The following is a 23,768-nucleotide window of genomic DNA, read 5'->3' as shown; positions in this document are numbered from 1 at the left end:
AAGGAGGCGCCGTGACCGAGAGTATCGACCGCTACTGGGAGAGCCACGCACCGGGTGCGGGGCGGAGGGCCCCGCGCGCCGACGCACCCAGCGACGCCAGGGTGCTCACTCTCAACGGGACGTGGCGGTTCCGCCTCAGCCCAGACGCCAGGGGCACCGGCTCCGGTTTCTCAGCTGAGGAATTCGACGACTCCAACTGGGACGACATCCGTGTGCCGTCGCACTGGGTGCTGGAGCCCGTCACGCTGCCGGGCGAGCCTGGGCCGCGGTCCCTCAGGGGGACCGCTGACGGGCCGCTCTACACCAACACGGCCTTCCCGGTGCCCATCGATCCGCCGAGAGTGCCGACGGAGAACCCGACCGGTGACTACCGGCTGGTCTTCAACGCCCCTGACGACTGGGGGCGCTCGGTCTTGCGGTTCCAGGGGGTGGACTCGGCGGCCAAGGTGTGGCTCAACGGCGAGGAACTGGGCTGGTCCACCGGCAGCCGACTCCCATTCGAGTTCGACGCTCCAGTGCGGCCCGGCCGCAACGTGCTGGCAGTCCGGGTCCACAGGTGGTCGGGCGGCACGTATCTCGAGGACCAGGACATGTGGTGGCTGCCCGGCATCTTCCGCGACGTCGAGGTGATCGAGCGGCCCCACGGCGCCGTCGACGACCACATGGTGCACGCAGACTACGACGCCGAGTCGGGCCTGGGTTCGCTCCTCGTGGAGGCCGACGTGCCCGGCGTCGTCGAGATCCCGGAGCTGAGACTCAAGGTGGCTACGGGCGAGGAGGTCCAGCTGCCTGTCGACCCATGGAGCGCCGAGACGCCACGCCTCTATCGTGGCGTGCTGACCGCGGCAGGCGAGAGGATCGACCTGGCGATCGGCTTTCGACGGTTCGAGATTGTCGACGGCGTGCTGCGCATCAACGGCGCCCGCGTCTTCTTCCGCGGCGTGAATCGGCACGAGCACCATTGGGATACCGGCCGATCCCTGGACCGCGAGACGATGATCGCGGACATCGTGCTCATGAAGCAGCACAACATCAATTCGGTGCGCACCAGCCACTACCCGCCAGACCCCGAGTTCCTTCGCCTCTGCGACGAGTACGGGCTCTGGGTGGTGGAGGAGTGCGACCTCGAGACGCACGGTTTCATCTACGCGGGCTGGGACGGCAACCCCCCCGATGACCCACGCTGGGCGGATGCGATGCTCGACAGGGTCCGCCGCATGGTCGAACGTGACAAGAACCGGCCATCGGTGGTGGTGTGGTCGCTGGCCAACGAGTCCTGGGTGGGAAGGAACTTCACGCTCCTGGAGGAGTGGGTCCGTCACCGTGACCCGTCGCGTCCGATCCTGTACGAGCGCGACCCCAGCTACCGTAACTCCGACTTCTACTCGCTCATGTACCCGGATCTCGCACGGCTGGATGCCATCGGGCGGCGCGAGGAGGACGCTCCGGAGGGCATCGACGACGAGGCCGAGGCGCGCCGCCGTGCCCTGCCCTTCCTGTTGGTGGAGTACGCCCACGCCATGGGTAACGGACCTGGCTCCCTGGCGGATTATCACGCCGTGATGCGCTCCCATGAACGGATCTGCGGGGGCTTCGTCTGGGAGTGGATCGACCACGGCTTCCGGCACGTTGACGCCCAAGGCCGCGAGTTCGTCATGCACGGAGGTGACGTGGCCTATCGGCCCAGCGGCGGCCGCTACTGCCTCGACGGACTGCTCTTCGCAGATCGGACCCCCAGCCCGGCGCTCCGCGAATTGGCGGCCGTTCTGCAACCGCTGGAGTTCGAGGACGCAGACGGGCTCACCATCACCAACGCCCGCGACCACGCCGACACCTCGGACCTGGCGCTGCGTTGGCGCCTGGACCGCGACGGGGTGACCAGTGCGGAGGGGGCGCTCGACCTGCCGCCGCTTCTCCCCGGCGATCACGCCACCTTGGCCCTGCCCGCGAGTCCCGGGGGCGGGCCAGGGGAGTGGTGGCTCACCGTCGAGGCCGTGCTTCGGGAGGAGACACCGTGGGCGCCCGCAGGCCACGTTGTGGCGCGCCACCAACTGCTGCTTGCCGACGTGCCGAAGGCCCGGGAACGCGTCGGATCGACGGTGGCGCTGCGGCGCACGGATGCGTCCGTCGAGCTCGGCGCGGGCCTGTTCGACGCCGCGACCGGACGCCTGACTCGGCTCGGGGGTGTTCCACTCGACGGGCCAGTGCTCGACCTCTACCGGGCGCCGACCGAGAACGATCGCGGCCAGGGCGGGCGCAACAATCTCGCCGCGGACTGGGCGGCCGTGGGACTCGACCGCATGCTCCACCGGACCGACGCCGTCGATCTCACGGACGGTGCGTTGGTGGTCCGCTCGCGGGTCGCCGCGGCCACCCATCCGCACGCGGCGGGGGTGGAATACCGGTGGTGGGTCGATGGCGATGGCCTGCGCCTCGACGTCGCGGTCGACTTCCTGGGGCCGTGGACCGACACGCCCTACCAGCAACGCGACATCGTGCTCCCCAGGCTCGGTCTGCGCCTCGGCCTCCCGGGCGGCTTCAACCGCGTCTCATGGTTCGGCAGGGGTCCGGGCGAGAGCTATCAGGACTCGCGCTCTGCGGCCCTCGTGGGCTGCTACGAGGCCGCCGTCGACGACCTGCAGGTCGGCTATCCCGTGCCCCAGGAGAACGGCAACCACGTTGACACCCGCTGGCTCGAGGTCACGGGCTCCGGGCTCCCCGTGTTCCGGGTCGAGGGGCTGCCACGGTTCGACTTCACCGCACGGCGGTGGACCAGCGAGGACCTCGAGCGTGCCAGGCATCCACAGGACCTCAATGACACCGGCCGTGTCTGGCTGAATCTCGACCATGCCCAGGCCGGACTCGGGTCGGCCTCGGTGGGCCCGGCGTTGCCCGAGAGATACCGAATCCCCCGGCGCCCCACCACGTGGTCGCTTCGCCTCGTTACAACATTGTGACTATTCTGCCGCCGCTGAGTGGCTATTCAAGACGCCGTCACCGTGCTAGATTGAAACGTATCGACCGCATAGACGATCAATAGTGATTGGTTTCGCAGTCGCCGGTTATGGCCCGGCAAGGGCCAACGTCAAGGAGGACGCACATGACAACTCTCGGTACCCGCCTCAGCAAGTGGGCCGTCGTCGCCATCGCGGTGGCCCTGCCGGTCACGGCATGCGGCGGCACGCAGGAAACTGCCACGGAGCCTGCTGCTTCGGGCTCCGTGGCCGCCTCAGGCTCGGCCAGCGCGGACACAGGCTCATCCGCTACCGGCACCGATCCGGAGACCTTCTCCGTCCAGACCGCCAACGAGAACCCCGCCCTGCGCGAACAGTTGGACGCGCTCGCGGCCGACCAGTGCAAGGCGGAGAACGACGCGCTCCCGCTTGAGCACCTCACCGTGGCGCAGGCCGACACGGTACAGAAGGTGACACTGCTGGCCAGCCAGGATGCGCTGCCCGCCCACACCATTGCGGGCACCGCGATGGTGCGCCCCACTGGTGACCTCGGCGCCGGGGGCCTCATCGTTGATCTGAAGGAGTCGATGGGCGCGACCGGCGCACTGGACAACGTGCTTCCCGCGGTCGTCTCCACCGAGGACAACGTCTACGGCGGCCTGGTGTCGATGCCGTACCAGTACAACATCGAGGGAATCTGGTTCAACAAGCAGATCTTCGCCGACAACGGCATCGAGGAGCCCAAGACCTGGGACGAGCTGATGGCGGCGGCGGAAACCCTCAAGGCCGCGGGCGTCACCCCGATGACGCAGGCCGGTGCAGCGGGCTGGCCGCTGACGCGCCTCATGGGCATGTACATCATGCGCAACGCCGGGCCGGACGCCATGGTCAAGATCCGCGACGACCAGGCCAAGCTCACCGACGCCGAGTACGTCGCCGGCGCCCAGGCCCTGGCAGACTTCGCCGCCGCCGGGCACCTCGGCGACGGGTTCTCGACCCGCGACATGGACCAGTCGCAGAACCTCTTCCTCACCGGTGAGGCCGCCATGACCTACGACGGCAGCTGGTTCCTCGGCGCCATCAACGACCCCGAGCGGGCGACCATCGGGGCCGAGAACGTCGGCTTCATGCCGTTCCCCGCCGTCGACGGCGGCGCCGGCTCGATCGACCAGTACCCGGCCAACGCCGGCGCGCCGATGGTGTTCTCCTCGAAGGCTTACGGCCCGAAGGTCGACGCCTGGGTGAGCTGCATCGCCGAGAACTACGGTCAGCAGGCCATGCAGAGCGCCGGCATCATCTCCGGCTTCAAGGTCAACGGCGAGGTCACCGACGTGTCCCCGAACACGCTCGAGATCCAGGAGCGCATCGCGGGCATCGACGAGACGGTGCTCTGGTTCGAGGCGCTGTTCGATCCCAAGAGCAACTCGCTCGCGTCCACCAACGTCACACTGCTCACCACCGGCCAGATGTCCGCTGAGGACTACATGGCCGCGCTGCAGGAAAGCATCGACGCCAACCGCTGATCCAGCGACCGAGGGGCCCGGTCCCGGCCATGGGCCCGGGCCCCTCATCACGCCCGCTCACGTCCCTCTGGAGTGACGACACATGAACTCGATCTTCGGGGATCGCAAGACGATCTTCATCCTCCTGGGCCCAGCCCTCCTGCTCTACACCGGGCTCAAGATTGTCCCCGTGCTGTGGTCCTTCGGCCTGTCGTTCTTCGAGGGCAACACGCTCCGGGGGTTCACCTTCGTCGGCTGGGACAACTTCGTCGCCTTCATCAACGACGACGCGGCCCTCCAGTCGGTCAAGGTCAGCGTCGGCTTCGCCGTCGTGGCCACCATCGGCCAGGTGACCCTGGGCTACCTGCTCGCCCTGCTCTACGTCTTCGGCCTGCGCCGCGGCTCGTCCCTGGTGCGCACCATCGTCTTCTTCCCGGCGATCCTGCCCACCGTCGCCATCGCGCTGCTCTTCAAGAGCTTCGTGGCGGTGGGAGACAACCAGGGTCCGGTTAACGACATCATCAACTTCTTCGGTGGGAAGAGCGTCGAGGTGCTCGCCTCGACGAGCGGCACGATGATCACCGCCATCGCGATGACGTTGTGGACCTCGATGGGCTTCTACGCCATCCTGCTGTACGCCGGCCTGCTCGACATCCCCGACGAGGTGCTCGAGTCCGCGCGCATCGACGGTGCCAACGGCTGGCAGCTCGTGCGCCACATCGTGCTCCCGCTGTCGCTGCCCATCCTGATGTCGTCGATCATCTTCAGCCTCAACTCCACCCTCAAGGTGTTCGACAGCCTGCTGGCCCTCAACAACGGCGGCCCCGGCACGTCGACCGCCCCCCTGACCCTGTACATGTACCGCACCGCCTTCGAGTACGCGGAGTACGGCTACGGATCCACCATCGCGTTGGTCCTGACGATGCTGTGCCTGGTGTTCACGCTGGCGATCTTCAAGTCCTCCCGCAAGCGGGTCGAGGAGTGAGCATGACCATCGACACGTCCAGCCCACAGTCCCAGGCGACCGAGCCGGCCAAGCCGGCACCGCTGACGCGTCGCCCGCCGTGGGTCCGCGCGGCTCGGCGCTACCTGCGCCGCCTGCCGATCTGGATCGGCATCACGATCCTCATGATCGTCGTGCTCTACCCGCAGGTCTGGATGATCCTCGGGTCCTTCAAGACGCAGGCCGAGTTCCTCTCCAACCCCGCCCTGTCGCTGCCCGAGACGTGGCGGTTCGACAACTACGTCACCGCGCTCACCAACGGCAACGTGGCCCGCAACTACCTCAACAGCATCCTCGTCACCATCCCGTCGGTGATCCTGATCGTATTCATCGGCGTGGCCGCCGGCTACGCGCTCGAGGTGATGATCTGGAAGGGGCGCAACGCCGTCCTGCTCTACGTCCTCGCCGGCATCATGGTGCCCGGGCAGATGATCCTGGTGCCGCTGTTCATTGCGTACTTCCGCATCGGGATCACCGACACGCTGCTCCCGCTCATCATCACCTACACGGTGATGGGCTTGCCGCTCACCACGTTCCTCATGGCCACCTATTTCCGTTCCGTGCCCCGGACGATCTTCGAAGCGGCGACGGTGGACGGGTCCGGGCCCCTGCGCTCGTTCTTCGTCATCGGTATCCCCATGATGAAGAACGCCATCGTGACCATCGGCCTGGTGCAGTTCTTCTCGGTGTGGAACGACCTGCTGATCGCGCTGACGTTCACCACGCGCCCCGCGCTGGCGACGATCCAGGTGGGCCTGCTGAGCCTGGGTGACGAGTACGGATCCACGCAGTACGGGCCGCTGTTCGCCGCGGTGAGCCTCAACATCATGGTGCTGCTGGTGGTCTTCCTGGTGCTGAACAAGAAGATCATGGCCGGCATGGCGGCGGGCTCGGTCAAGGGCTGACCCGCACCTCGCTGGCTGAGGTCCCGCGAAGCCCATCATCGTTGGCTGTGGTGCCGCGAAGCGGCCTCGAAGCCTCAGAAACGTGAGCTGACAAGGTCGCTCTCCATAGGCTGCGAGGCTCATTATCGCTGGCTGAGGTGCCGCGAAGCGGCCTCGAAGCCTCAGAAACGTGAGCTGACAAGGTCGCTCTCCATAGGCTGCGAGGCTCATTATCGCTGGCTGAGGTGCCGCGAAGCGGCCTCGAAGCCTCAGAAACGTGATCTGACAAGGTCGCTCTCCGTGGGCTGCTAGGTCCGCTCATCCCAGAGGTCGCGGAGACTGAGGCGCAGCTGGCGGGGGCACGGTTGCATCTGCTGCACCTGGCCCGGCTGCGTGCGGCGGAGGCGGTGCTGGAGGGGGTGCGGCAGTCGGTGCGCACCACGTCGGCGCAGGCCACCGCCGCGCTGCGACTGTCGCAGGATTTGGCTGATCGGTTCCCGCTGATCGCCGCCGCGTTGAACGACGGGTCGGTGTCGCTGCCGCAGGCCGAGGCGATTGCGGCCGGGTTGAAGAAGCTCCCGCCCAGGCTGAGCAGGGATCAGCTGGTGGAGTGCCAGGAAGTGATCCTGGGCTACGTCGACTCCCTGGGCCCGTCGGAGTTGCGTACGTTGGCGGCGCGGCTGGTCGAGGTGGTCGACCCCGACCTTGCCGACGCCGACGATGCGAAGCGACTGGCGGCGGAGGAGCGGGCGGCGCATCGCGGCCGGTTCCTGCGGCTGTCGTCGGACTTCTATGGGTCGATGCGGATCACCGGTCAGCTCCCCGCCGCGGATGCGGCGTTGGTGTCGGCGCAGCTGGATGCCCTGATGCCGTCGCAGACGACCTACGCGGAGGCTGGCGAGGTCGCGGGCCCGGAGGTGCGCCGGGCGGATGCGTTGGTGCTGCTGACGCAGATCGCCGCGGGCAGCGGGCGGCTCCCCACGCGCGGCGGGGACCGTCCACGGGTCCACATCACCCTGGACTACCAGGCCCTGCTTTCTGGTCTCGGACGGGTGACGGTCCTCGGTCACGACGGTGTCGATGGCCTGTCTGCTGCGGAAGCGCGGCGCCTGGCGTGCGACGCCGACCTCGTCCCCATCGTGCTGAGCACCGGGTCGCGGCCGTTGGACGTGGGCCGCACCTACCGGCTGTTCACCCCCGGCATCCGGGCGGCTCTGGTGCAGCGGGATCAGGGGTGCGTGTTCCCGGGCTGCGCCGCCCCGCCGGCGGCGTGCGAGGCGCACCACATTCTCCCTTGGCGCGACGGCGGACCATCGTGCCTAGCCAACGGCGTGTTGTTGTGTCTGCATCATCATCGGCTGGTGGAGCCGGATCCGTTGCAGTCGGAGCAGTCCCAGTGGCGAGTCCATCTCGACGATGTCACGGGGTTGCCGTGGTTCACCCCGCCACGTCACATCGACCCGTACCGACGGCCACGCCAACACCAGAGACACCGGCTGCAACAGGTCTCACCCGCGGCACGGCACCACCCTGCCCGGCTGACCTCGATCCCGACCCGCCCGAGCGCGCTCCCATTGACACTCACTTCGCGTTCCTCCGAGGCCTGCCCCGGGTGGACGTGGAGGCCATCGACGGCGCCAGCGCCGCCATCTGGGGTAACGAGTAGCGCGAGGCCGTCTCGTAGGGTTGATTCGGAGCCTCAGGAGCGTGGGCTGGCCAGGTTGCGTCTTTGAGGCTTCGAGGCTCGTCGCTGGCGCTCCTCACACCTCAGCCAGCGGGAAAGCTCGTCAGCCTGAGCCAGGCTCCTGACGTGCCTTCAGACTGCCACCCGCGGGTGATGGACCGTGAGGTGGTGGGTGCCGGGGCCGAGGGTGTCGCCGTCGACGCCGTCGACGCGAGAGGCGGCGGTGAGCGGGAGGTCGAGGACGGCTGTCGATCCGACGGGGACGGTGAGGTCCACGTCGAGGGTGTCGCCGGACAGCCGCCACGCGATCGACACCGGGCCGAACGCGGTCTCGATCGACGCCTCGGCCCAGGTGATGGCCGCCGTCGGCTGCGGCGCAACGAGCACCCTGCGGTAGCCAGGCTCGGCCGGGGCCAGCCCGGCGAGGGTGCGGTACACCCAGTCGATCATCGCGCCGTAGGCGTAGTGGTTGAACGACAACATCGAGCCGCCGTCGGCGATGTCCATGTCGCCGCCGTGGATGGAGCCGTCGGGCAGGATCGCGTCCCAGCGCTCCCATACCGTCGTCGCGCCACGGTCGACCTGATACAGCCACGACGGTGCCTCGCGCCGCAGCAACATCCGGTATGCCTGGTCGACGTAGCCGGCGTTGGACAGTGCGAACAGGACCAGGGGGGTGCCGAGGAAGCCCGTCTGGATGCGGCCGTCGGTGCGGTCCACGTCCTCGGCGAGCCCCGCCGCGACCCTCGTCCGCTCGCCCTCGGGGCACAGGCGGAACTCGAGCGCCAGGGCGGCGCCGGTCTGGGTGCGCGCCGCCTCGTCGCCGTACACCCGCCAGGTCTCGGCGGCCACCCCGTCGGCCAGGGCCGCGAGCTCGGCGCCCCGCGCAGGATCGCCCACCAGCGCCTCGGCGCGGGCCAGCAGCCGGGCCGAGTGGACGTAGAAGGCGTTGGCGACGAAGTCGGGCGAGGTCTTACCCTCCCACGGCCGGTCGCCGGGGGCGTCGGGGTCCAGCCAGTCACCGTACTGGAAGGGCTCGTGCGGGAGCAGCAGGCCGTCGCCGGCGCGGCGGCGAAGGTGGTCCACCCAGCGGCGCATGCTGGACAGCTGACGGCGCAGCGCGAGGGGGTCGCCGGTGGACTCGTAGAGGGCCCACGGCACGATGGTGGCGGCGTCGGCCCACCCGGCCCGTCCCATCGAGTCGACCGGGCCCGGGCCGAACACGAGGTCGTCCGGGCCGACGATGTTGGGCACCACGGAGGCGACCGCGCCGTCGTCGGCCTGATCGAGCTCGAGGTCGCGCAACCATGACAGCCAGAAGGCCCGGGCGTCCACCAGCGTGTTGGCCGTCGCGGCGAACGCCTGCGCATCACCGGTCCACCCCAGACGCTCGTCTCGTTGCGGGCAGTCGGTCGGAACCGACAGGAAGTTCCCGCGCAGCGACCACACGACGTTGCTGTGGAACCGGTTGAGCGCCTCGTGGCTGCAGGCGAACGACGATCGAGCGGGCAGGTCGCTGCTGATGGCGACCGCCGTGGCCGACAGCACGGTTGCGTCGGTCACAACATCGGCGTAGCGGAAGCCGTGGAAGGTGAAGGCAGGCTCGAGGACCTGGCGGCCCCCGCTGAGGACGTACGTATCGGTCGCCCTGGCAGTGCGCAGCGCCGCGGTGTGCAACTCGCCCGACGGCTCCAGGACCTCGGAGTGCCGGATGGTGACCACGGTGCCGGGCGCGCCGTCGACCTCGAGCCGCACCCAGCCGGAGAGGTTCTGCCCGGAGTCCAGCACGATGCGGTCGGCCCGCTCCTCGACGGTCATCGGCAGCTCAGCGATCGTGCGGATGGGCTGGGCGCTGCGCGGCTCGAACGTCGACAGATCCGCCGCCCACTCCCGGCACGGCTCCCAGGCCGAGTCGTCGAACCCGACCTCGGCGAAGCCGGTGGCCGTCAGGCGCAGGTCCGTGTCGGTGCCGTCGTAGATGCCGGCGCTGCGCACGGCCCCGAACCCGCCGCGCCACGACGCGTCGCTCACGACGATCCGGCGGCCGCCGTCGGCCAACTCCAACTCCAGCTGGACGAGGACTCCCAGGTCGGAGCCGTAGAGATCGGTCCTGCCGGTCCAACCGATCCGGCCGCGGAACCAGCCGTCGGCCACCATCACCCCGATCGCGTTGCGGCCGGGCCGGACGAGGTCGGTCACGTCGTGGGTCGCGACGACGGTGCGCGCCTGGTGGGCGGTCCAGCCAGGCGCCAGGTGCTCGTCGTCGGTGCGCAGGCCGTTGATCCGGCACTCGTGCACACCGTGCCCCGAGATCCGCAGCACCGCCCGCGTGACGCCGGCGGGGGCGTCGAACTCGGTACGCAGATGCGGCACCGGGCCTGCGGTCTCGGAGGGGATGCCGACGAGCCGCGCCTCGAGTTCCGCGCCCGGCACCCCGGCCTCGACTCGGACCGGCTCGGACCAGGGCCCCCACCCGTCGCCGCCGTGGACGCGCACCGCGTACTCGCGCACCTCCCTTGCCGTCAGCGGCCCGCCAGGGGCCTGGACACCGATGCCGCCCGGCCCCTCCGCGACCGGGCCCTCCGCCCACTCGCCTCCGGGGCTGCGGACGCGGAGCTGGTGGGCCGTGGCCTCAGCCGTGGCGCGCCAGGTGAGGGCGATCTCCTCGAGGGGGACGCCGAGCAGGCCGGTGGGGAACTGGGTCTGGAGCTGGGAGACGACGGCGGACATCCGACGGGCCTTTCAGGAAAGGTGGGCGGCGAGCCGGGCGACGCCCAACTCCGGGGAGGTGAGGACGGGGACGTCGACGGCGACCCGGTCGGCCGCGCCGGCCATCGACGCCTGCGCCAGCACGATCACGTCCGATTCGGTCGCGGCCGCCTCGATGGCGCCCGCGACGAGCGCGTCGTGCCGATCCCGGTCACCGGAGACCACCGCGTCGAAGGCGCCGGCGACAAGGATCTCGGAGAGCTCGGGGGTGACCCCGGCGAGCTCCGCGCGCTCCCGGATCAGCCGGACGGTGGGGGCGAGCGTGGTGGGCAGGGTCGCGATGACCGAGATCCGCGACCCCGTCGCCACGGCCCGGTCCGCCATGGCCTCGTCGATGCGCAGCACCGGGATCCCGGCGGCGTCCGACACCTCGGCGGCGAAGCCGGAGATCGACGAGCAGGTGAGCATCACCGCTTCTGCGCCGGCCTCCCGCGCGTCGGCAGCGAGGTGTGTGAGGCGTCCCCGGACCGATTCGGCGGCGGCGCCCCCCGCGCCGAGGTCGGCGACGATCCGGTCGTCGAGCAGGTTCAGCACCTCGACGCCGGGCAGGTAGCGGGCGACGAGCGCCGCCGTGACGGGGATGACGACGGCGCCGGTGTGCAGGAAGGCCACGCGGGTCATGGGAGCTCCGATCTGTCGGGTGGGGTGAGCGCGCGGGCGAACAGGTCGACTGGGCCGACCTGGCCGCCCTTGAGGAGGACGCGGAGGCCGTCGGGCCACGCGCCTGGGGCGGCGAGGCGGGAGACGACGACGTTGCCGGTGAGGTGCCGGTCGATCTCGAGGCTCTCGGCGCCCATGAGGCGCAGCATCCGGCTGGAGGTGTCGCCGCCGCACACGATCACCGTCGGGTCCCGGTCCTGCCGGGCGGCGCGCGTGAGGGCGGTGTAGAGCTCGGCGAGCCGGGGGAGCAGGCCCGGCATGTCCGGCAGGTCGCGGGAATGGACGACCGCGCGGCCGTGGACGCGGAGGTGGTCGCGCGCCCAGGCGATCATGGGCTCCGGATCGGCGAGGTCGTCGACGGCCAGCGCGCGCACCGGCCAGCCGTCGGCCCGGGCCTCGTCGATCTGGCGCCCGGTCTGCGCCGACCTGCTGCCGGAGACCACCAGGACGCCGTCCGGGGCCGGGCCGTGGGACGGCAGCGCGGCGGCCGCCCCGCCGAGGTGGAGGCCGACGGCCCTGCTGAGGCCGCCGGAGCCGATCGCGAAGACCCCGGGCGCGCCGAGGACGAGCTCCCCGGCGGCCGCAAGATGGTCGTCGGTGAGGGCGTCGAGCACCGTGAGTCCGGGGTCACGGGGCAGCGGGGACCCGTCGCCGTAGGACGTGAACGGCATCGAGCGGACCGGCAGGTCCGTCTGCCGGGCGAGGAACACGCGGAGGTCCGCCTCGTCGACGGGGGTGCTGGGGTGGCGGCTCATCGTCGGGTGCCGGTCGAGCCGGTACACGTCCCCGCGGTCGGCCGCGAAGTGCGTGGCGAAGGCCGTGTAGCGGCCGAAGTCGGGCTGGGCGAGCAGGACGGGTACGTCGCCCTGGCCCGTGGTCGAGCGCCCGAGGGCGGCCGCCTCGCCGAGGCTGCCAGTCGTGGGCGAGGAGTCGGCCGTCGAGCAGGCCTTGTACTGCAGCACCCGCGGGGCCAGCGCGGTCAGCGCGCTGAGCGCGGGCAGGACCTCGGCGCGCATCCCTGCCGTGGGGAGGGAGCGGGCGATCCCTGCGACGCCCACCACGGCGCGGTCGCCGTGCCGGCGCACCGCCTCCGGGTCGACGCGCAGCAGGAGCACGCCCTCCAGGCCGCATCGGGCCAGCTGGAACAGCGCGTCCGTGGCGCCGGTGAAGTCGTCGGCGTAGAACCCGACCTCCGTCGTCATCGCCCGAACGTCTCGATCGCCCGTTGCAGCGCGGGCACCTCGGCGGCACGATCGGCCAGGGGCTCGCCCTGCTCGGCCGCGTCCCACGCCTCGCGCATGCTCGCCACGCCGGCCGCGACGCCGTCGGGGTGGCCGTGGATCCCGCCGCCGGCCAGCGTGAGCAGGTCGGTGGTGCCGACGGCGGCGTACGTCTCGTGCGCCAGCCCGGCCCACTGGCCCGAGGACAGCACCGGCACGACGCCGTAGCCGCCGAGCAGCGGCTCCCGCACGGCGGCGATGGCGGCGAGCACCTCCTCGTCCGACTCGTAGAACTTGTTGTGCAGGCCGTTGGTGTGGAGGTGGTCCACGCCCGCGAGCCGCGCGAGCTTCTGCCACGCCCGGAAGTGGAGGCCCACCTGCGGCGACCGTGACACCGCCCCGAACATCGCGCGGTGCCCGTGAATCGGGAGCTGGCTGTGCCGGCGCAGCCACTCGACGCCCGCCAGGCCCACCATGTTGATGCACGCCATGACGCAGTTCCCGCCCGCGGCGAGGACGACGTCGTGGTTGCGGCGCATCGTGTCGAGGTCGTCGGTGATGTTGAACGCGTACAGCGGCATCCGCCCGGTGCGCTCGGCGTGCGCCTTGAGGACCGGCATCACCGCCGCGACCCGCGCCTCCAGCGGCGAGTGGGGGCCGTTGGCCTGCAGTTCGTCGTCCTTGATGAAGTCGATGCCGGCCTTGACCAGCTCGCCCACGACCTCGGCGAGTTCCTCGGGGCTGAGCCCGATGCTCGGCTTGACGATGGTGCCGATCATCACGCCGGTGTCGCGGCCCATGAGGCGGCGCGTGCCGGTCAGCCCGAACGCGGGCCCTGGGTAGCGGTCGGCGAACGGCTGGGGCAGGTCCAGGTCCATCAGCTTGATCGACGCGAAGTCGCGCATCTCGAAGAGGTTGCCCGCCACCGCGGCCTGGAGGTTGGGGATGGAGGGGCCGAAGTTGTCCAGCGGGAACGAGAGCCGCACGACGCCGCCGCGGACGGCGGCCGGGTCCCCCTTCGCGCCGGGAAGGGGCTGGCGGCCGCTGGGCTCGCGCTCCTCGATCGAGACCACCTGCGCGGCGAACCGGGCGCGGAGCTCGTCCGTCTCGCGTGCGACGCGGATGAACGTGCCGGTGGACTGCTCTCCCGCCATCTGTTCAGCGGCCTGCTGCAGCGGCAGGGCGGACTCCACCCAGTAGGTCGCGGTCACCTGGTCGGTCATTGGTCTCTCCTTCACCAGTGCAGCGGCAGCCACACGGTCATCTCGGACGGGCCGCGGTTGGCCCAGGCGTGGTAGGGGATGAAGGTGGCGGCGACGGGTGAGGGGTCGGCGTCGGACAGCTCCGCGTAGAGCTCGTTCTGGGCGGGGCGGCGCAGCACCTCCGCATCCAGGGCGACCACCTCCGTGCCGGCGATGTCCAGGCGTCGCTCGGTGAACTCGGCGCGGCGGGGGAGAAGGACGTCGGCCGGACGGGCGCCGCCCTCGAGGTCGTGGTGCTCCAGGCAGTAGACCACCGGGCCGCGCTGCAGCGCCACCTGGTTGGTGGCCTCTTCGACGAGGTGGTGAGCGGCCAGCCGGCGGACCCGCATCGGCAGGTCGAGTTCGACGGTGTCGCCGACCCGCCACCGCCGGAAGACCCGGGCGTAGGTGCCGGGCTCGGCGGGGCTGTCCTCGCCGGCCACGGTGAGCGTCGCGCCGACGGCCCAGCCCGGGATCCGCACGCCGATCGAGGCGTCGCCGTGGGGCGCGTCGGTGACGACGAGGGTGACGCGACCCTCGCGGGGGTAATCGGTGCGCTGCTCGATCCCGAGGCGCCCCGACGGGGTCTCGACCGTCACGGAGCCGGCCGCGAACTGGTGGACGAGGACGCCGTCGGCCGTGGCCGACCAGCAGAGCTCGGGCAGCCGGGCCAGGGTGCGGGCGATGTTCGGGGGGCAGCAGAAGCAGCTGAGGTAACGCTGCCGCAGCCGCTCGTCCGACGGCGGCGGTGCGGGCACCGGGTCCAGAGCGGTGTCCCCGGCGCGCCGCAGCGGGTAAGGGAGGTCGCGGACCTGGCGCAGCGGGTTGGTGTAGAAGTAGCTGGCGCCGTCGAGCCCGATGCTGGCGAGCAGGGTGTTGTTGACGGCGACCTCGATAGCGTCGGCGAACCGGGCGTCGCCGGTGCGGAGCAGCATCCGCCAGGCCCAGAGGATGTTGCCGATCGTCGCGCAGGTCTCGTTGTGCGCGGTGGTTTGTGGGAGCTGGAACGGCCGGCCGTAGGACTGGTGGACCTTGGTGATCTGCTCCTGCCAGGGATACCCGTCCGGGGATGCCCCGTCGTACAGGGCGCCGTGTCCGCCGGTGAGGTACACCTTGGAGCCGGCCACGTCCGTCCAGAGCCGGTCCAGGCGGGCCGCGCGCTCGGGGTCGTCGTCCTCGAGGAGGAGGTCCGCCAGCCCGGCGTAGAGGTAGTTGGACCGGACAGCGTGGCCAACTACCGACTCGGTCTCGGTGAGCGGGATCCGATCCTGATTGTCATCGCCACCCAGCCCGCTGGCTGGGACCAGTTCGCGCAGACGAATGAGATCGTGGGCGAGGGCCAGGTATCGCGCGTCGCCGGTCTCGCGGTAAAGGTCCACCGTGCCCATGTAGTGGGAAGGGCAGATCGCGGAGCGGGCGATGACCTCGGGCGTGTGCGCGACCAGCGAGATGAGGAAGCCGGCCGCGTTCTCCGCGAGATCCAGCATGCTCGACTTGCCAGTGATCCGGTGATGCAGACATGCGGCGGTCATGAGGTGGCCGAGGTTGTAGGTCTCGAAGCTCAGCCGGTCGTTCAGGGTGCCGTCAGTGCCGGCGAGCCGCTGCTGGATCTGGGTTGGCGTGTGCACATAGCCGTCGGCCCGCTGCGCCTCACCAATGAGGGCGATGAGCTCGTCGAGCGTCTCCTCAAGCGCAGAGTCGTCGTGGTGAGCCAGTGTGGCAATGGCTGCCTCCATCCACTTGTAGAGGTCGCCGTCGAGGAACGGGGGGCCGACGTGCTCGCCTGAAGCTCGGCCGGCCGCGACGCGGAAGTTCTCGACCGCGCCGCTGAGCTGAGCATCAAGGAGGTCCTCACACATGGTGGGGACGGTCACTGTGTGCGTTCGATTCCACGCGTCCCCCCACAGACCAGTGTGAAAGCGGGCTGCGCGCAGGTCTACTGGTGCCGAGTGCAGGGTGTGGTGCGTCATCGTTGAGAACCTCCTTGGACTATCTAACCATATTCGAATTGTTATGCGCGAAGATCGTGTTTCCGTCGACGGACCCCCAGGTGGCGTGCTACTTTCCGAGCGTGTCCATTCGTGTTATGCCGGAACGGCTGCCGCTCATCGTCAAGGTTGCGCGCCTGTATCACGAGCATGGGCTTCGCCAGCCAGAGATCGCAGCACGGCTGAACATGTCGCAATCGAGGGTTTCGAGGCTTCTGAAGGAGGGCGTCGAGACCGGCGTGGTCCGCACAATCGTCGTGGAGCCCCCCGGCATGTTCTCCGACCTGGAGGATCGCGTGCGGGACGCCTTCGACCTCCGCGATGTCGTCGTGGCGGGTGGGCCTGACGAAGCGATCGAGTCCGACGCGGCTCTGCTCAGCGCCATCGGCAGCGCAGGAGCCCGCTACCTCGAGTCCACCATGCTCCCCAGCGACCGCGTAGGGCTGTCCTCCTGGTCCGCGTCGTTGTTGGCTGTTGTGGATGCCATGACGCCGCGCACTACCCGCACGGCCGAGCGCATCGTGCAAGTCATCGGCGGGGTCGGAGACCCCAGGGCCCAGGTTCAGGCCACGCGCCTGGCAGACCGCCTCGCGCAGGTCACCGGTGCCGAAGTGCGGTACTTCAACGCACCCGGAGTCGTGTCGAGCCCCGACGTGCGCGACTCGCTACTTTCCGACCCTCAGATCGCGGCGGTGCGCAGTGAGTGGAACAGCCTCACCATGGCGCTCGTGGGAATCGGCAGCGTACAGCCGTCAGCGCTGTTGGTCTCCTCAGGGAACACGCTCCCGGATGCTGACCTTCAGGCACTGAGTGAACGCGGCGCTGTCGGTGACGTATGTCTCAACTTCTTCGACGCTCAGGGCGTGCATGTGGAGACGGAGCTCGTTGGGCGCACCCTGGGGATCGACGAGGAGACCCTCAAGGCGATCCCTCGTCGGATCGGCGTCGCAGGGGGACCGCGGAAGCTGGCCGCGATCCGCGCAGCGCTCGTAGGGGGATGGTGCGACGTGCTCATCACCGATTCAAGGACCGCGGCCTCCTTGGTCGAGGAGACCTGAGCCAACCCCGCCCCTGGGGTGGCCCTTCCGTCCGGCGTCGGTGGCCGGGCAGTTCGACGACGAGCGGAGACTGGGCATGCATGCACACGTGACGAGCCCCCGGGCGCATTTTGACATCGGCAACCAGATTGCGGTCGAGCAGTTGAGGGCGCTGCTCGGTGACAAGGCGGTCAGCACCCGTGAGCTCGACCGCGCCGCCTTGGCGGTCGACGCCTCCCACTATCTCCGCATTCCCGACGCGGTCATGCGCGCCCGCTCGGCCGCCGACGTCGGAGTCGCGATGGCGGTCGCGGTCCAGTGCGGCTGGCCGCTGACCCTGCGGTCCGGCGGCACGAGTCTGTCAGGGCAGGCGCTGTCGGCCGGCCTGACGGTGGACGTCAGGCGCCACTTCCGCGGCATCGAGGTGCTGGACGGCGGCGCCCGCGTGCGCGTGCAGCCCGGAGCCACCATCCGCGAGGTCAACACGGTGCTGGGGCGGCTCGGCCGCAAGCTGGGCCCGGATCCGGCCTCCGAGATCGCCTGCACCGTCGGCGGGATGATCGCCAACAACTCCTCGGGCATGACGTGCGGCACCGTCGCCAATGCCTACCGCACCGTGGAGTCCATGACGATCGTGCTGCCCAGCGGCACCGTCGTCGACACCGCCGCTCCCGACGCCGACGCCCGGCTGGCCGGGGGGGAGCCGGCACTGGTCGGCGTCCTCACCGCGCTGCGCGACACCCTCCGCGGGGAGCGGTACCGCGGCGACCTCGAGCGCCGCTTCGCGATCAAGAACACCATGGGCTACGGGCTGAACTCGTTCCTGGATCACGATCGGCCCGTCAAGATTCTTGAGCACCTCATGGTCGGTTCGGAGGGCACGCTCGGATTTGTGGCCGAGGCGGTGTTCCGTACGGTCCCAGTGCCCGCCCGCACCGCCACCGGGCTCCTGGTGTTCGACTCCCTCGACGCCGCGACCGCAGCCTTGCCGCACCTCGTCGGCTCGGGCGCCGACGTCGTCGAGCTCATCGACGCCGCCTCCATCCGGGCCATGGGCGACGAGGCGACCGATGTCCTCCCGCCCGGGTTCACCGTCGACGGGCACGCGTCGCTGCTCGTCGAGTACCAAGCGGCCGACGACGATGGCATCGAGCGGGCCGCAGAGGCCGGCTTCGCCGTGTTCAGCGACCTCGCCGGGCTCGCCGCCGCTCCGGAGCTCACCCGCGACGCCGGCCGTCGCGGCCGCATGTGGGTCATGCGCAAGGGCCTCTACACCAAGGTCGCGCGGAACCGGCCCGCCGGCACGGCCGCGCTCCTGGAGGACGTCGCGGTGCCGATGGGCAGCCTCGGCGCCGTCTGCTCCGAACTGCACGTGCTGTTCGACCGCCACGGCTACCGCGACGGCGTCATCTTCGGCCACGCCAAGGACGGCAACATCCACTTCCTCGTCACGGAGGACTTCGACGGCGAGACGTCGATGCGCCGCTACGAGAACTTCACCGAAGACATGGTCGAGCTGGTCCTCGGCCGGCAGGGCACGCTGAAGGCCGAGCACGGCACCGGGCGCATCATGGCCCCGTTCGTGCGCCGGCAGTACGGCGAGGACCTGTACCGGGCGATGTGGGACGTGAAAAGGGCCTGCGACCCGTCGGGAATCCTCAACCCCGGCGCCGTCCTCACCGAGGACCCGCACCTGCACCTCAAGGACCTCAAGCCCACCGCGCCGGTGCGCGAGCTCATCGACGACTGCGTTGAGTGCGGCTACTGCGAGCCCGTGTGTCCAAGCCAACACCTCACGACGACGCCGCGGCAGAGGATCGTCGTGCAGCGGGCGATCGCGGCGGCCGAGCAGTCCGGCGAGCGGGACCTGGCGGAGCGGCTGAGGGAGCAGCAGACCTACGACGTGGTCCAGACGTGCGCCGTCGACGGCATGTGCCAGACCGCCTGCCCCGTCCAGATCAACACCGGTGACCTCGTGCGGACGCTCCGCCGCGAGGGCCGCTCCCGTGCGCTGGACCGTAGCTGGAACGTCGCGGCGGGGCACTGGGCGGGCGTCCTCAGGGGGGCCTCCGTCGGCATGACGGTCGTCGACGCGGTGCCCACTCCCCTGGTCAGGGGAGCGCTCGGCGTGGCCAGGAAGGTGCTCGGCGAGGACGTCGTGCCCACGCTGAGCGGCGAGCTGCCCGGCGGCGGCCCGATCCGCCGCTCCGCGCCGCTCGACCGGCCCGACGCCGTCTTCATGCCCGCGTGCGTCGGGACGATGTTCGGCACCGGGCACGCCTGCGGCACCGGTGTGGCGGGCGCGGTCCGGCGGCTGGCGGAGGTGGCGGGGCTGAGGCTCACCACCCCCGACGGCATCCAGGCCCTGTGCTGCGGCACGCCGTGGAAGTCAAAGGGGCTACCCGCCGGCTACGACGTGATACGCGAGCGGCTCACCGGCTGGATCCTCGAGCACACGCGCGACGGCGAGCTGCCGCTGGTCTGCGACAACGTGTCCTGCACCGAGGGCGTGATTGTCGCCCTCGAGGTGGCAGGCGCCGGGCACGTTCGCGTGGTCGACGCCACCGAGTGGGTGGCCGAGAGGGTCGCGCCCCGGCTGCCGGAGCTGGAGCGGGCCGGGGTCGCGGCGGTGCACCCGACCTGCTCGTCGTCGCACCTCGGCGTGAACGACGCACTGCTCATGCTGGCGGGGCTGGTGGCCGACGAAGCAGTTGTGCCTGACGGCTGGCGGTGCTGTGCCTTCGCGGGCGACCGCGGCCTGCTGCACGAGGAGCTCACCGCCACCGCGACGCGCGACGAGGCGGCCGCGGTCCGTCGGCTCGACGCCGACCTGCATCTCTCCTGCAACCGCACCTGTGAGCTGGGTCTGACTCGGGCGACCGGCGAGACCTACGTGCACGTCCTCGAGGAACTCGCGGCCCGCGTCGACCGGGCTCTCGCGAACGCCACCGGCTGACCGCTTCCCGACCAGTCCTGTGGAAGGGCTAGCTGCCCGCGAGGACCCTCTCGATCTCCGCCACCGCCCCCGCAGGGCCCGGCGCCTCCTCGAAGGACGCCCTCAGCGGGGCCAGGCCGGCCGGGGGGCCACCCGACAGCAGCGAGTCCGCGACCCGGCGCACGCTCTCGGGCGTGACCTGCGCGCTCGGGAGGACGCGCCCCGCGTCGAGTTCCTGCATCCGGTGGGCGTTGAAGAATTGATCCGCGCCCATCGGCGTGAAGACGGCCGGGACGCCGGCCAGCACGGTGTCGGTGGTGCTGCCGAACCCGCCGTGGGTGAAGCACAGGTCCGCCTCGCGGAGCACGTCGGCCTGGGGCACGAACGAACGGGCGATCACGTTGCCCGGGAGATCGCCCAGTTCGGGGAGGCTCTCCGCGCGCCCGGTGGTGACCACCACCAGCGCGTCGCTGCCGGCGAAGGCCTCGATGATCGCGCGGAAGTAGCCGGTGTTCCGGTTGAAGACGGTGCCGAGCGTGGCGTACACCACGGGCCCGCCGTGGGCCCGCAGGCGGTCGAGCGGGAACGCGTCGTCGGGCATGGAGGCGGTGGCGGTGGGTCCGGCGAAGTAGCACGGCAGGGCGTCGAAGTCCTCCGAGTAGGGCTGGTAGTAGCGCGTGGCGGGCGAGATGTTGAGCGTCGACGACAGGGGGCGCAGCATGTCCAGGATGTCGCGCGGGCGCGATCCCAGCACCACGGGGCCGACGACGGCGGCCAGGACGCGCCGGGCGGTGGGCGACGCCAGGGCGCGCCGGGCGGGGGAGGGGATCGAGGTGCTGATGCCGGCCAGGTGCGAGATCACGCGGTCGTTCTGGAAGAAGACGGGCGAGAGGAAGATCACCGGGCAGTCGAGGTCGCGCTCCAGCGCGGGGATCTCGGGGTTCAGCCCCGCCGCGACCACCGCGTCGTAGCCCGGCGCCAGCCTCCGGATGCTGGCCTGGAGCGCGTGGAAGAGCCGGCGCCCCTGCAGCGCCAGTTGCCGGGGGTGGGTGATCGCCTCGGGCGGGCCGAACGGCACCAGCGTCGCGCCGCTCGCCTCGACGCGGCGGCGGAACGCCTCGCCCATGATGTAGTGCACCTCGTGGCCGGCGTCGACCAGCGCTCGCGCGAACGGCAGCGACGGCGTGGCCAGCCCGTACGCGGGCACACCTGCCATCAGGATGCGGGCCATCGTCGGCCTCCCTCTCCTCGGTGCACCCAGCCTACGGCCGCGCCGCGCCGCCCGCCGCGACCACCCGCAGAGCCTAATCGCCCGTCGTCCACGCCTTCCGCCAGGACAACCGGCCCCTGGTGTGCAGCAGCGACCGCCGGTACAGCCGCGACCCGACGGCGATCGTCAGGGAGCAGAACGCCAGGGTCAGCAGCAGGGCGAGTGCCGGCTCCCACCACGCGGTCTCGCCGGCCAGCAGCCGCATGGGCATGAGGATGGTGGACAGCACCGGCACGTAGGAGCCGATGACGCGGGCGGCGCCGTCGAGGTTGATGCCGACGACGAACACCGTGACGAGGACGAACGTCAGCGGCATCGACGTGGCCTGGACGTCCTCGATGCGCGACGCCAGTGCCCCCGCGGCGGCCCAGATGCAGGCGAGCGCCAGGAACCCGAGCAGGAAGAAGGGCAGGTACCAGGCCACGGCCTCGGCCAGCCCGGGCAGGCTGAGGTCGAGATCCATGAACTGCAGCCCGATCAGGCCGACGCCGGTGAGCAGCGCCAGCTGCAGCAGGGCCAGCACCGTGCTGCCGAGGACCTTGCCCAGCAGCAGGTGCGGGATCGGGATGGCGGCGGCGAGGATCTCGACGATCCGCGACTGCTTCTCCTCCACCACGCTGGTGGCGATGGACATGCCGAACAGGAGCGAGGAGAGATAGAAGAGCATGGCGAACACCAGCCCCGCGAAGTACGCCACCATGCCCTGCTCGTCCTCGCCGGACAGGTCTCGGGTGGTGAGCTGGGTCCCGCTCAGCAACTCGTCCGCCCCGACCCCGAGCCGCTCAGCGTTGGCGGTGAGCCCGGACGACGCCACGGCGTCGATCATGGCCAGGTGCAGTTCCCGCGCAGCGGGTCCGTCGGTGGCGAGGGCCCAACCGTCGCCCTCGCGGACCAGGAGGGCGTCGGCCTCGCCGTCGGCGACGAGACGCTCGCCGTCGGCCGCGGTGTCGACCCGGACCACCTGGGCGCCCGCCTCCGCGTCGCCGGCCTTGACCATGGCGTCCACCGTGGCCACCAGCTGTGCGCCGGCGTCGTCGGTGACCGCGACATCGAACCGTGCGGGCCCCCCGGTGAGGAAGAACTGCAGCACCATGACGCCCACCACCAGGGCCAGGCTGAGGCCGGTGGAGGCGAGGAAGTTGCGGTCGCGGAGCTTGACGGCGATCTCGCGGGCGGTGACCAGCGCCCACGGTGCGGCGCCGGCGCGGCGGCCGTCGGACGGGGCGCCCGCCGACGGGCTGTCGGTGCTGGTCATACGGACGCCACCTCCCGGTAGATCTCGCTGAGGCTGGGCACGACCCTGGCCAACTCCCGCACCGGCCCGTGGGCGAGGGCCTCGGCGAGCAGGCGCTGGACGGCCTCGTCGTCGTCCGGTTCGACTACGACGGTGCCGGTGCCGCTCTGCTCGACCACGCGGATCCCGGGCACCCCGGCCGCCCACCAGGGCGCGTTGTCGGTCACCAGCCGGTACCGCAGGGGGGCGCCGGCGCGTAGGTCGTCGACGGTGCCGTCGGCGACAACCCGCCCGCGGTGCAGCACGATGAGCCGGTCGCACAGCCGTTCGACCAGCTCGAGCTGGTGGCTGCTGAACAGCACCGGCACCCCCGCCGAGGTGTGCTCACGGAGCAGCTCGGTCATCTCGTCGACGGCGGAGGGATCCAGGCCGGAGAAGGGCTCGTCGAGGATGAGAGCGCGCGGATGGCCGAGGACGGCCGCGATGATCTGCGCCCGCTGCTGGTTGCCCAGCGACAGCGTCTCCACCTTGTCGCGGGTGCGCTCGCCCAACCCGAACCGCTCCAGCAGCTCGGTCGCGCGCGCCCGGGCGGCGTCGCGGGACATCCCGTGCAGGCGGCCGAGGTAGACCAGCTGCCCGAGCACCGGCTGCTTGGGGTAGAGGCCCCGCTCCTCGGGCATGTAGCCGAAGTGGGCCCGGTCCGCCTGCGTGGCCGGGCGCCCGCCCCACAGGACCTGACCGGCGGTGGGCTGGAGGACGCCCATGATCATCCGCATGGTGGTGGTCTTGCCGGCGCCGTTGCCGCCGACGAAGCCCACCAGCGCGCCCGCCGGGACATGGAAGGAGACGTCGTCGACGGCGGTCAGCTCGCCGAAGCGTCGGGTCAGGTTCTGGACCTCCAGCATGGTCCCCTCTTCGTCCAGGTGCTCGTCAGGTCAGACTAGCCCCCCACAAGCATCGGGAGAGCCGACGTCGTTGAGGTCAGGCGGTGTCACGCACGACCAGAGCCACGTGCTGGACGGGCATCGGCTCAGCGAGGGGCGTGCCCTCGGCCAGGTTGAGCGCGATGTTCGCCATGTATCGACCATTCCCCGCTGGCTGAGGTGCCGCGGAGCGGCCATTCCCCGCTGGCTGAGGTGCCGCGGAGCGGCCGTTCCCCGCTGGCTGAGGTGCCGCGGAGCGGCCATTTCCCGCTGGCTGAGGTGCCGCGGAGCGGCCATTCCCCGCTGGCTGAGGTGCCGCGGAGCGGCCTCGAAGCCTAAGAAACGTTGCTTGTCAGCTCACGTTTCACAGGCTTCGAGGCTCGTCGCTTCGCTCCTCGCGCCTCAGCCAGCGGTAACGGCTCGTCGCTTCGCTGCTCGCGCCTCAGCCAGCGGTAACGGCTCGT

15 protein-coding genes are annotated in these 23,768 nt (G+C 70.7%); 7 read left to right on the top strand and 8 right to left on the bottom strand.

Features of this window, described 5'->3' with window-relative positions:
- Positions 1-11: 11 nt before the first annotated feature.
- From ACZK5D_RS15815 to ACZK5D_RS15795, 5 genes are all read left to right on the top strand, one after another.
- A complete protein-coding gene (locus tag ACZK5D_RS15815) occupies positions 12-2,957 on the top strand; it encodes a glycoside hydrolase family 2 TIM barrel-domain containing protein (RefSeq protein ID WP_463665993.1) in 2,946 nt (981 codons plus the stop codon).
- Between the two features lie 143 nt (positions 2,958-3,100).
- Positions 3,101-4,477, top strand: a complete 1,377-nt coding sequence (locus ACZK5D_RS15810; protein WP_463665992.1) for an ABC transporter substrate-binding protein — start codon at positions 3,101-3,103, stop codon at positions 4,475-4,477.
- Between the two features lie 82 nt (positions 4,478-4,559).
- Positions 4,560-5,441, top strand: coding sequence for a carbohydrate ABC transporter permease (locus tag ACZK5D_RS15805; RefSeq protein ID WP_463665991.1), 882 nt, complete (start codon positions 4,560-4,562; stop codon positions 5,439-5,441).
- Between the two features lie 2 nt (positions 5,442-5,443).
- Complete coding sequence (locus ACZK5D_RS15800; protein WP_463665990.1) at positions 5,444-6,364, top strand: carbohydrate ABC transporter permease; 921 nt, start codon at positions 5,444-5,446, stop codon at positions 6,362-6,364.
- Between the two features lie 344 nt (positions 6,365-6,708).
- Positions 6,709-8,076, top strand: coding sequence for an HNH endonuclease signature motif containing protein (locus ACZK5D_RS15795; RefSeq protein WP_463665989.1), 1,368 nt, complete (start codon positions 6,709-6,711; stop codon positions 8,074-8,076).
- 83 nt (positions 8,077-8,159) lie between these two features.
- Here ACZK5D_RS15795 and ACZK5D_RS15790 read toward each other — a convergent pair whose 3' ends face one another.
- The 5 genes from ACZK5D_RS15790 to ACZK5D_RS15770 are packed head-to-tail and all read right to left on the bottom strand — an operon-like array spanning position 8,160 to position 15,887.
- Positions 8,160-10,757 (bottom strand): alpha-L-rhamnosidase, encoded by a 2,598-nt coding sequence (locus ACZK5D_RS15790; RefSeq protein WP_463665988.1) that lies wholly within the window; start codon positions 10,755-10,757, stop codon positions 8,160-8,162.
- A 12-nt stretch (positions 10,758-10,769) separates the two neighbouring features.
- The gene (locus ACZK5D_RS15785; protein WP_463665987.1) at positions 10,770-11,417 is read right to left on the bottom strand and encodes an aspartate/glutamate racemase family protein; all 648 of its coding nucleotides are present in this window, start codon (positions 11,415-11,417) and stop codon (positions 10,770-10,772) included.
- The gene (locus ACZK5D_RS15780; RefSeq protein WP_463665986.1) at positions 11,414-12,658 is read right to left on the bottom strand and encodes a four-carbon acid sugar kinase family protein; all 1,245 of its coding nucleotides are present in this window, start codon (positions 12,656-12,658) and stop codon (positions 11,414-11,416) included. The genes ACZK5D_RS15785 and ACZK5D_RS15780 overlap by 4 nt, the downstream gene beginning before the upstream one ends.
- Positions 12,655-13,899, bottom strand: a complete 1,245-nt coding sequence (locus ACZK5D_RS15775) for a ribulose-bisphosphate carboxylase large subunit family protein (RefSeq protein ID WP_463665985.1) — start codon at positions 13,897-13,899, stop codon at positions 12,655-12,657. The genes ACZK5D_RS15780 and ACZK5D_RS15775 overlap by 4 nt, the downstream gene beginning before the upstream one ends.
- Positions 13,900-13,910: 11 nt before the next feature.
- Positions 13,911-15,887, bottom strand: a complete 1,977-nt coding sequence (locus tag ACZK5D_RS15770) for a glycoside hydrolase family 127 protein (RefSeq protein ID WP_463665984.1) — start codon at positions 15,885-15,887, stop codon at positions 13,911-13,913.
- Between the two features lie 14 nt (positions 15,888-15,901).
- Between ACZK5D_RS15770 and ACZK5D_RS15765 the strand changes: the two genes are divergently transcribed.
- Together ACZK5D_RS15765 and ACZK5D_RS15760 are read left to right on the top strand one after the other, a co-directional pair.
- A complete protein-coding gene (locus ACZK5D_RS15765; RefSeq protein WP_463665983.1) occupies positions 15,902-16,963 on the top strand; it encodes a sugar-binding transcriptional regulator in 1,062 nt (353 codons plus the stop codon).
- A 76-nt stretch (positions 16,964-17,039) separates the two neighbouring features.
- A complete protein-coding gene (locus tag ACZK5D_RS15760) occupies positions 17,040-19,898 on the top strand; it encodes an FAD-binding and (Fe-S)-binding domain-containing protein (protein ID WP_463665982.1) in 2,859 nt (952 codons plus the stop codon).
- Between the two features lie 28 nt (positions 19,899-19,926).
- Here ACZK5D_RS15760 and ACZK5D_RS15755 read toward each other — a convergent pair whose 3' ends face one another.
- From ACZK5D_RS15755 to ACZK5D_RS15745, 3 genes are all read right to left on the bottom strand, one after another.
- On the bottom strand, positions 19,927-21,108 hold the full coding sequence (locus tag ACZK5D_RS15755; protein WP_463665981.1) for a nucleotide disphospho-sugar-binding domain-containing protein: 1,182 nt from the start codon (positions 21,106-21,108) through the stop codon (positions 19,927-19,929).
- A gap of 73 nt (positions 21,109-21,181) precedes the next feature.
- Positions 21,182-22,402 (bottom strand): ABC transporter permease, encoded by a 1,221-nt coding sequence (locus ACZK5D_RS15750; protein WP_463665980.1) that lies wholly within the window; start codon positions 22,400-22,402, stop codon positions 21,182-21,184.
- Entirely contained in the window at positions 22,399-23,286 is an 888-nt protein-coding gene (locus tag ACZK5D_RS15745; protein ID WP_463665979.1) for an ABC transporter ATP-binding protein, read from the bottom strand. Before ACZK5D_RS15745 ends, ACZK5D_RS15750 begins: the two co-directional genes overlap by 4 nt.
- Positions 23,287-23,768 lie beyond the last annotated feature (482 nt).

Source organism: Tessaracoccus yangjingae, assembly GCF_055326235.1.
Note: the sequence above shows the minus strand (reverse complement) of the source record. Positions and strands in the feature narration are given on the sequence as shown.

Bases quoted from the DNA above. Each gene is read 5' to 3' on its own strand.
- ACZK5D_RS15810 (WP_463665992.1), top strand. From the start codon at position 3,101: ATGACAACTCTCGGTACCCGCCTCAGCAAGTGGGCCGTCGTCGCCATC.
- ACZK5D_RS15805 (WP_463665991.1), top strand. From the start codon at position 4,560: ATGAACTCGATCTTCGGGGATCGCAAGACGATCTTCATCCTCCTGGGC.
- ACZK5D_RS15800 (WP_463665990.1), top strand. From the start codon at position 5,444: ATGACCATCGACACGTCCAGCCCACAGTCCCAGGCGACCGAGCCGGCC.
- ACZK5D_RS15790 (WP_463665988.1), bottom strand. From the start codon at position 10,757: ATGTCCGCCGTCGTCTCCCAGCTCCAGACCCAGTTCCCCACCGGCCTG.
- ACZK5D_RS15785 (WP_463665987.1), bottom strand. From the start codon at position 11,417: ATGACCCGCGTGGCCTTCCTGCACACCGGCGCCGTCGTCATCCCCGTC.
- ACZK5D_RS15780 (WP_463665986.1), bottom strand. From the start codon at position 12,658: ATGACGACGGAGGTCGGGTTCTACGCCGACGACTTCACCGGCGCCACG.
- ACZK5D_RS15775 (WP_463665985.1), bottom strand. From the start codon at position 13,899: ATGACCGACCAGGTGACCGCGACCTACTGGGTGGAGTCCGCCCTGCCG.
- ACZK5D_RS15770 (WP_463665984.1), bottom strand. From the start codon at position 15,887: ATGACGCACCACACCCTGCACTCGGCACCAGTAGACCTGCGCGCAGCC.
- ACZK5D_RS15760 (WP_463665982.1), top strand. From the start codon at position 17,040: ATGCATGCACACGTGACGAGCCCCCGGGCGCATTTTGACATCGGCAAC.
- ACZK5D_RS15755 (WP_463665981.1), bottom strand. From the start codon at position 21,108: ATGGCCCGCATCCTGATGGCAGGTGTGCCCGCGTACGGGCTGGCCACG.
- ACZK5D_RS15750 (WP_463665980.1), bottom strand. From the start codon at position 22,402: ATGACCAGCACCGACAGCCCGTCGGCGGGCGCCCCGTCCGACGGCCGC.
- ACZK5D_RS15745 (WP_463665979.1), bottom strand. From the start codon at position 23,286: ATGCTGGAGGTCCAGAACCTGACCCGACGCTTCGGCGAGCTGACCGCC.